We start from the raw sequence: 7,461 nt of genomic DNA on the forward strand, positions 1-7,461 counted from the left end.
TAGTGTCGTGCGGTGTGTCGCCACTTGATGCATTAGCCGACTGGCCGGTCGACCACGTGTCGGCCGTAGTTGTCACCGCGAACGGGGTCGTCGAGCAATTCGGCGACCCCGATCGTGTCTTCGAGCTCGCCTCGGTCACCAAACTCCTTGTGGCCGAGGCGGTTCTCATCGCGGTGGAAGAAGGTGCCGTCGAACTCGACGATGCCGCCGGTCCGCCGGGGGCCACCGTCGCGCACCTGCTCGCCCACGCGTCGGGACTCGCCTTCGACAGCCGCGAGGTCGCGGCGCCGGTGGCGACCCAGCGCATCTACTCGAGTGCGGGATTCGAGGTGCTCGCCGAGACGGTCGAGAACGTCACCGACATCGCTTTCGCCGACTACCTCGGTGAGGCGGTGTGCGAACCCCTCGGCCTGTTGTCGACGGAGTTGGCCGGGCCGGCCGGCCACGGGGCTCGATCGACCGCCGCCGACCTGGGGCGCTTCGCCACCGAACTCCTGTCGCCGACTCTGCTGTCGACGGATCTGGCCGCTCGCGCGTCGTCGGTGGAGTTCCCTGGTCTCGACGGCTTCGTCCCGGGATACGGGAAACACCGCCCCAACGACTGGGGGCTGGGGTTCGAGATCCGGGCGGAGAAGAAGCCGCACTGGACCGGCACGCAGAACTCGCCGCCGACCTTCGGCCACTTCGGTCAGAGCGGCACATTCCTCTGGGTGGACCCGGTCCTCGCCACGGCATGTGTCGTGCTCACCGACCGTGCATTCGGTGCATGGGCCAAGCCGCTGTGGAGCGACTTCAACGACGCGGTCGTCGCCGAGTTGTCGCGGTGATCGAGAAACCTGAGAAAGCACTCCAGAAACTGGCGCAACACGGGCAACTTGAGGCACAATTAACCACACAAGTGTGATATCTGGTTTCCGAGGTGTGTTGGGGAAGACGTTCCTCGTCGAAACCGGAGGTGAAAAGGTGCGCAATCTGAGTCAGTTTGCGGACAGGACGACAGGAGTGGTGTACATCCACTCGGCGCCGGTGGCGCTATGCCCGCATGTCGAGTGGGCTCTGTCGTCGACCCTGAATGCGCGGGCCAACCTGAAGTGGTCCGCGCAAGAGGCCGACCCCGGTATGCAACGTGCCACCGTTGACTGGGCCGGCCCGGTCGGCACTGCCGCGCGCCTGGTGACGGCGCTGCGAGAGTGGTCGGCGTTGCGCTTCGAGGTGACCGAGAACGCCAGCGATGGCGTCGACGGCGAGCGCTTCAGCTACGTGCCCGGCCTCGGGCTGTGGCGTGGCTCCACGAGCGCGAACGGCGACGTCATGATCGGCGAGATGCAGTTGCGCGCGCTCATCGAATCCCAGCCCGACAGCGCCGGACTCGCCGGCGAACTGGAGGCCGCACTCGGCACGGCATGGGACGACGCGCTGGAGTCGTACCGCATGGGCGGCGCCGGTGCAGAGGTGACCTGGCTCCAACAGCGCGTCGGATAGACCCCTCGGCGGTACCACCCACCGCCGATACGAGATTCGGCCCCGGTAGCGAACTGCCGGGGCCGAATTGCTGTGCTGTGTCGGTCGAAGGTCTCGATACGCGACTCCTTCGTCGCCGCTACTCGACCTGCGGAGGGGACGTGCTGCTCGACCGGCGGAGGGGTCGACGGGCGGAGGGGTCGACGGGCGGAGGGGTCGACGGGCGGAGGAAGCGCCCTGTTCGACCGGCGGTGGGTTCACGGCTGTCGAGACCTGTTCACGCTGATCGAGTAGGCACCGAGCCGTAGCGAGGCGTCGTATCGAGATCGCCTCGCGTGCCGCGCGTCCGAAGGTCAGAGCGGGATGTTCTTGTGACGACCACGCCGTGCCGGTGCTGCCGCGAGCGCCTCGGCGATTCGGCTGCGGGTGGTCGCGGGGTCGATCACGTCGTCGACCACACCGATCGACTGGGCGCGGCCGAGACCACCGGCGATCGCCTCGTGCTCGACCGTCAGACGATCGTGCAGGGCTTCCCGCTCGTCGTCCGGTGCGGCGGCGAGCGCCTTCTTGTGGAGGATGCCGACGGCCGCCTTGGCGCCCATCACGGCCACCTCCGAGCCCGGCCACGCGAAGACCGCCGTGGCGCCGAGGGCGCGCGCATTCATCGCGATGTACGCGCCGCCGTAGATTTTTCGCGTCACCAGCGTGACACGGGGAACGGTGCATTCGGCGAAGGCGTGCAGCAGCTTGGCACCGCGACGCACCACGCCGTTCCATTCCTGGCCGACGCCGGGCAGGTAGCCGGGGACGTCGGTGACGACGATCAGCGGGATACCGAAAGCGTCGCAGAGTCGGACGAATCGCGCGGCCTTCTCGGCGCTCTCCGAGTTCAGACAGCCGCCCATGCGGAGCGGGTTGTTGGCGATGACGCCGACGCTGCGCCCGGACAGCCTGCCGAATCCCACCACGATGTTCGGAGCCCACTTCGCCTGCAGCTCTTCGAAAGTGGAGATCTCGGTCTCGCCGTCGGCGGCCATCTGAGTGTCGAGCATCTGCTCGACGATCGGATGCACGTCGTAGGCGCGACGATTCGATTCGGGCAACAACGCCATGAGGTCGACGTCGCCGGCCTCGGCCTGCTCCCGGTTGAAGTGGCCCTGCCGGCTGAACGTCGACACGAGTCGGCGTGCGCGCCAGTATGCGTCCGGCTCGGAGTCGGCGATGATGTGGCACACGCCCGACTTCTTGCCGTGGGTGAGCGGACCACCGAGCGACTCCATGTCGACGGATTCGCCGGTGACGCTCTTGACCACGTCGGGACCCGTGACGAACACGCGGCCCGCCGGGGCCATGATCACGACGTCGGTGAGTGCTGGTCCGTACGCGGCACCGCCGGCGGCGAAGCCGACGACCACCGAGATCTGCGGCACGTAGCCGGAGGCGCGGACCATCGCCTCGAAGACCTGGCCGACCGCGTGGAGCGCCTCGACGCCCTCCGCGAGCCGGGCACCACCGGAATGCCAGATGCCGATGACCGGCGTCTGCTCGGTGATGGCGGTGTCGATTGCGTTCACGATGTGAGCGCAACCCACCACACCCATGGCACCGCCCATCACGGTGCCATCGGTGCAATAAGAGACAGTGCGAACGCCGTTGACCGAGCCGATGGCGGCCTGCACACCCGACTTGTCGCGAGCGTGCAGGAGCGACATCGTGCCTTCGTCGAAGAAGTTGGTCAGCCGGAGCAGCGGATCACGGGGATCCGCAGCTTCCTCATGGCCGGTGATGGGAGCCAATGTGGTCATCGCTGTCTCCTGTGTGTCGGGGTGGTGTATCAGTAGCGACCGAAGGTGAGCGCGACGTTGTGCCCACCGAATCCGAACGAGTTGTTCAACGCGTAGTCGATCTGCCCATAACGGGCTTCACCGTGAACTACGTCGAGGTCGCACTCCGGATCCTGGTTCTGCAGGTTGAGCGTGGGAGGGATGACACCCTCTTCGACGCTCTTGATGGTGAGCACGGACTCCAGCGCCCCGACTGCGCCGATGGAGTGCCCCAGCGCCGACTTGGGCGCGTACACCGCAGCATGCTGACCGACTGCCGCGTTGATACCCGCCGCCTCGGCCGTGTCGCCGATGGGAGTCGACGTCGCATGTGCGTTGATGTGACTGATGTCGGCCTTGGTGAGGCCGGCCGTCTGGATCGCACGGGTCATGGCACGGGCGTTCCCCTGTCCGCTTGGATCCGGTGCCACCAGATGGAAGCCATCCGAGGTGATACCGGCGCCGAGCAGGCGGGCGTGGATGTGTGCACCCCGTGCCTTGGCATGCTCTTCGCGCTCGATGATCATCATCGCCGCGCCCTCGCCGAACACGAAGCCGTCGCGATCCTTGTCGAACGGCCGTGAGGCACCCGCAGGGTCCTCGTTGCGCGTGCTCATCGCACGCATCATCGAGAACGCCGCGATCGGAATCGCGTCGATGTGACCCTCGACGCCACCGGTGACGACCATGTCGGCGTCACCCATGACGATGTGTCGCCACGCATGTGCGATGGCCTCCGCACCCGACGAGCACGCCGAGACGGGGGTGATCACACCGGCACGCGCACCGACATTGAGTCCGGTGACCGCGGCCGGGCCGTTCGGCATCGCCATCGAGACGGCCAGTGGCGAGACCTTGCGGTAGTTGCCCGACTGTTCGATCGCCTTGACGGCCTCGACCATCGCATCTCCGCCACCCTGACCGGTGCCCAAGACGACGGCCAGACGGTCGGGGTCGACCTCCGGCTCGCCTGCCTGGGCCCACAGGCGCTTGCTCATGACATGTGCGATGCGCTCGACGTAGGCCATGCGGCGTGCTTCGACGCGCGTCACTTCCTCGGACGGATCCTTGATCAGACGACCGCCGATGCGGCACGGCAGGTCGCCGTACTTGGTGACGAAGTCATCAGTCAGTTCACGGATGCCCGACTCACCCGCCACCAGCTTCTTCCACGTGGTGTCGAGATCTTCGCCCAGCGAGGTGGTGGCCACCATGGAGGTGACCACCACGCTCGGGAAGTTCCCGCCCAGCGTTGAGTATTCGCGGAGGGATGGGGAGCTCACGAGTTCTTGTCTGCCTCGACCTTGGCCTGGATGGCGGCAGCAGCCTCGGGGTTCTCCGTCTCGAGCTTCTGGATGTAGGAGACGGCGTCGCCGACGGTGCGGAGGCCGGCGAGATCCTCGTCGGGGATCTTCACGCCGTACTTGTCTTCGGTCTGCACGGCGATCTCCACCATCGACAGCGAGTCGATGTCGAGGTCGTCGACGAACGACTTCTCCATGGTCACCTCGGACGGCTCGATGCCGGTGACTTCCTCGATGATCTCGGCGATGCCGGCGATGAGTTCTTCCTGGGTGGCAGCCACGATGTGGTTCCCTTCTTGGTTTGCTCTGTGATGTTCTCCGGAGCACTCACGAGCATCCCGCCCATGAGTGATTGGACAACCGGTGATCCGGTCTTCCGGGGGTCACGGCCTGTCGCCGTGACCGCTATCCAAGTTCGGTGATGTTGTCGAGGTTGTCGGGCATTTTCAGCGCCAGGGTCGGCGTGCCCTTCAACTCTCGTTTGGCAATGCCGACGAGCGTGCCCGCGGGCGGAAGCTCGACGACGGCAGTGGTGGCCTGCTCGCGCATGTACGCGGAACACAGGTCCCAGCGGACCGGTTTCGTCACCTGTCCCACTAGTCTTGTCAGCGCGTCGGCGCCATTCGTTACAGGTTGGCCATCGAAATTGGACAACAGCGTCCGACTGGGGTCTGCGGGCGTGATCTTTGCCGCGGCCGCGGCGACGGCCTCCTGCGCTGGGGCCATGAATCGAGTATGGAACGCTCCCGCGACTGCGAGCTTACGCGTGCGAGCCTTTTCCGGCGGGTTGGCGATGAGCTCGTCGATGGCGGCCACAGCGCCGGCCGCCACGATCTGGCCGGCGGCGTTGCGGTTGGCCGGGACGAGGTCGAGTTCGTCGAGGCGCGCGAGGACGGCGGATTCGTCGCCGCCGAGAACCGCGGCCATCGTGGTCGGTTCGAGTGCGCAGGCCTTGGCCATCTCGGCACCACGGATGGCGGCCAGTGACACGGCCTCGTCGCTGCTGATGACACCGGTGATGGCAGCGGCGGCGAGCTCACCGACGGAATGGCCCGCGACGATCGCATCGGCGGCCAGTTCCGAACGTCTCGCGAGTTCTTGGTACGCCAGCAGCGCCGACGCGACCACCAGCGGTTGGGTCACCGCGGTGTCGGTGATCTCGTCCGCGGTCGCGGTGGTGCCGAGGCGCTCGAGATCGAGGCCGGTCAGCTTCGACCATGTCGAGAGTTGGTCCCGGGCACCGGCAAGTTCCAACCACGGGGACAGCATCCCGGGTGTCTGTGAGCCCTGGCCGGGCGCAAGCATCGAAAGCACGTGACCAGAGAACACTGTCTGAGGGCACTTTGTGGGTGTCGAGGCCCATGAACCTTGTCGCAACCTTTTGTGGGGTTCCCACAAACTTGATCTAACCCACACCTGGTTCGACACCACTTTGAGATGCGTTATCAAAACGTGTCCCAGGGAGTGTGATCAGCGGAAACGTCGAAACCGGGCTGTGGCTGGTGTGGCTCATGTGGCCAATGAGTGCGTTTCGTTTTGGAAGTGTGTCAATCGACCAACAGTCGCCGCGACCCTCAGGACGTAGCCGTCGCGAGGGTTAGTTGGATCACGTCCTGTGATTTCCGAAATTTTCTTCAGTCTGTAGCGAACCGTATTTGGATGGATATACAGAACGCGGGCGCAACTCTCGACCGATCCTCCAGAGTCGAGATAGGCCTCGAGGGTCGCGTTGAGGGTGCTGCCACCCTTCGCCAGCGGACGGACCAACGACTCGTTCAGTGCGGCCATCGCCGCCGTGTCGCCATTGAGCGCGCGCTCGGGAAGCAATTCGAGACTGTGGACCGGGCGCGGCGCGTTCGGCCAGCCGACCACTGCCGCGATACCGGACATCGCCTCGCTGGCGCTCGTGTGTGCGCTGCCCAGGTTCGGCATCGTCGGTCCGATCACCACCGGACCGTCGGCGAAATGGGTCAGCAACTCGGTGACGAACCGTTCGCCGGGTTTGACGGCTCCGCTGACGATGGCGACCAGGAAGGTGCCCTGGACCACCGAGAGCGCCGACCGGTCGAACTGTTTCGCGGTGTTGTGGATGGCGAGCGGCACCGAGACGTTCTGCTCCGGCGGCGGGGTCCCGACGATGATGGTGGCCGGTGCGTCGGAGTCCCAGTTGAGGGCAGCGGCCCGGGACGAGAGCTGCGGTCCGGTGTCACCGCGGACGACGGCGTCTACGACGAGCGCCTCGAGGCGGGAGTCCCAGGCGCCGCGCGACTCGGCGGCCGAGGCGTAGATCGAAGCGGCGGCGAACCCGATCTCGCGGCCGTAGCGCAGCACCGATTCGGTGAGCGCCCGGAGCTGAGCGTCGTTGCGGGCGAGTAGTGGGAGCCATTTCTCGAAGAACTCCATCGCCACGCGCACCATCTCGACGGTCTGCAGCAGCGTGATGCGTCGTGCGAGGTCCTGCGGGACCACCTGGAAGGCCTGGACGGTGAACTTGACGTTGCCCTCGGGGTCCTGAATCCACTCGACGAAGTTGACCACCGCCGTCTGGACGACCAGCTGAACGCTCGCGCGCTGGGCGGCGTCGAGGTCGGCGAAGTACGGGAGCTGGTCCTGCATCGAATGGACCGCCTCGGTGGCCAGTCGTCCGCTGTACTGCTTGACCCGTCGCAGCAGTGTGTCGGGGAGCGCATCGTGCACGGTGGCGGGTGCGGGGACGTGGGCTCCCCGCGCACCGAACACGTCGGCCGTCGCTGCCTCCTGGTTCACGCGTGCATCGCTCACCGTCTCAATCTATGCCCATGCGTCGGGCCCACCCCCCCGGGGGAGGGGGCCCAGCGAGGGGCAAACTCGGGTTCTCGCGGCGGCACGGCCCG

7 protein-coding genes are annotated in these 7,461 nt (G+C 66.3%); 2 read left to right on the forward strand and 5 right to left on the reverse strand.

What is annotated here, in order from left to right; all coding sequences use genetic code 11:
• Positions 1 to 14: 14 nt before the first annotated feature.
• Together ACPXCG_RS10470 and ACPXCG_RS10475 are read left to right on the forward strand one after the other, a co-directional pair.
• Positions 15 to 827 carry a serine hydrolase domain-containing protein gene (locus tag ACPXCG_RS10470; RefSeq protein ID WP_425791728.1) on the forward strand — a complete coding sequence of 271 codons (813 nt, stop codon included), beginning with the start codon at positions 15 to 17 and terminating at the stop codon, positions 825 to 827.
• Between the two features lie 136 nt (positions 828 to 963).
• Positions 964 to 1,482 (forward strand): DUF3145 domain-containing protein, encoded by a 519-nt coding sequence (locus tag ACPXCG_RS10475; RefSeq protein ID WP_425791730.1) that lies wholly within the window; start codon positions 964 to 966, stop codon positions 1,480 to 1,482.
• A 332-nt stretch (positions 1,483 to 1,814) separates the two neighbouring features.
• Here the strand turns inward: ACPXCG_RS10475 and ACPXCG_RS10480 are convergent, their stop codons facing one another.
• From ACPXCG_RS10480 to ACPXCG_RS10500, 5 genes are all read right to left on the reverse strand, one after another.
• A complete protein-coding gene (locus ACPXCG_RS10480; RefSeq protein ID WP_425791732.1) occupies positions 1,815 to 3,266 on the reverse strand; it encodes an acyl-CoA carboxylase subunit beta in 1,452 nt (483 codons plus the stop codon).
• Positions 3,267 to 3,295: 29 nt separating this feature from the next.
• Positions 3,296 to 4,567 (reverse strand): KasA/KasB family beta-ketoacyl-ACP synthase, encoded by a 1,272-nt coding sequence (locus ACPXCG_RS10485; RefSeq protein ID WP_425791733.1) that lies wholly within the window; start codon positions 4,565 to 4,567, stop codon positions 3,296 to 3,298.
• The gene (acpM, locus tag ACPXCG_RS10490) at positions 4,564 to 4,869 is read right to left on the reverse strand and encodes a meromycolate extension acyl carrier protein AcpM (RefSeq protein WP_425791735.1); all 306 of its coding nucleotides are present in this window, start codon (positions 4,867 to 4,869) and stop codon (positions 4,564 to 4,566) included. The genes ACPXCG_RS10485 and acpM overlap by 4 nt, the downstream gene beginning before the upstream one ends.
• Positions 4,870 to 4,993: 124 nt before the next feature.
• The gene (locus ACPXCG_RS10495) at positions 4,994 to 5,902 is read right to left on the reverse strand and encodes an ACP S-malonyltransferase (RefSeq protein WP_425791737.1); all 909 of its coding nucleotides are present in this window, start codon (positions 5,900 to 5,902) and stop codon (positions 4,994 to 4,996) included.
• 195 nt (positions 5,903 to 6,097) lie between these two features.
• Positions 6,098 to 7,369: a PucR family transcriptional regulator gene (locus tag ACPXCG_RS10500; protein WP_425791739.1), complete on the reverse strand. Its 1,272-nt coding sequence runs from the start codon at positions 7,367 to 7,369 to the stop codon at positions 6,098 to 6,100.
• Between the last annotated feature and the right edge of the window lie 92 nt (positions 7,370 to 7,461).

This window comes from Gordonia sp. DT218 (assembly GCF_049847105.1).
Classification (GTDB): Bacteria; Actinomycetota; Actinomycetes; order Mycobacteriales; family Mycobacteriaceae; genus Gordonia.

Coding starts and splice junctions, on each gene's coding strand:
- ACPXCG_RS10480 (WP_425791732.1), bottom strand. CDS start 3,266: ATGACCACATTGGCTCCCATCACCGGCCATGAGGAAGCTGCGGATCCC.